Origin of the sequence: Alteripontixanthobacter muriae, from assembly GCF_013336795.1 — a bacterium.
Lineage (GTDB): Bacteria > Pseudomonadota > Alphaproteobacteria > Sphingomonadales > Sphingomonadaceae > Pseudopontixanthobacter > Pseudopontixanthobacter muriae.
Genome location: NZ_JAAFZT010000050.1, coordinates 1 through 353 on the forward strand (window position 1 = coordinate 1; position 353 = coordinate 353).

At 62.0% G+C, this 353-nt stretch carries 1 pseudogene; it reads left to right on the forward strand.

Going from position 1 to position 353, the window contains the following annotated elements:
- Positions 1-353 (forward strand): annotated as a pseudogene (locus G7A66_RS12945) (DDE-type integrase/transposase/recombinase); the annotation flags it as partial.

Genomic DNA, 353 nt, shown 5'->3' on the forward strand with positions numbered 1-353 from the left:
CGTTGGCGAGCGCCGGGTCGGGCGGCTGATGAAGATCAACGGGATCAAGCCAGTCCGCACGCGCAAGCACAAGGTCACAACCGACAGCCACCATCGCTTGGGGGGTCGCAGCGAACTGGCTGGACGGCGACTTCGCCGCCGATGCGCCCAACTGTAAATGGGCGGGCGACATCACCTATATCTGGACATCAGAAGGCTGGCTTTATCTTGCCGTCATCCTCGATCTGCATAGTCGGCGTGTCGTGGGTGGGGCTGTCAGCGACAGGATGAAGAAGGATCTGGCGATCAGGGCGCTGGATATGGCGGTGCGCCTGCGCCAGCCTCCAGAAGGCTGCCTTTTCCATTCGGATCGC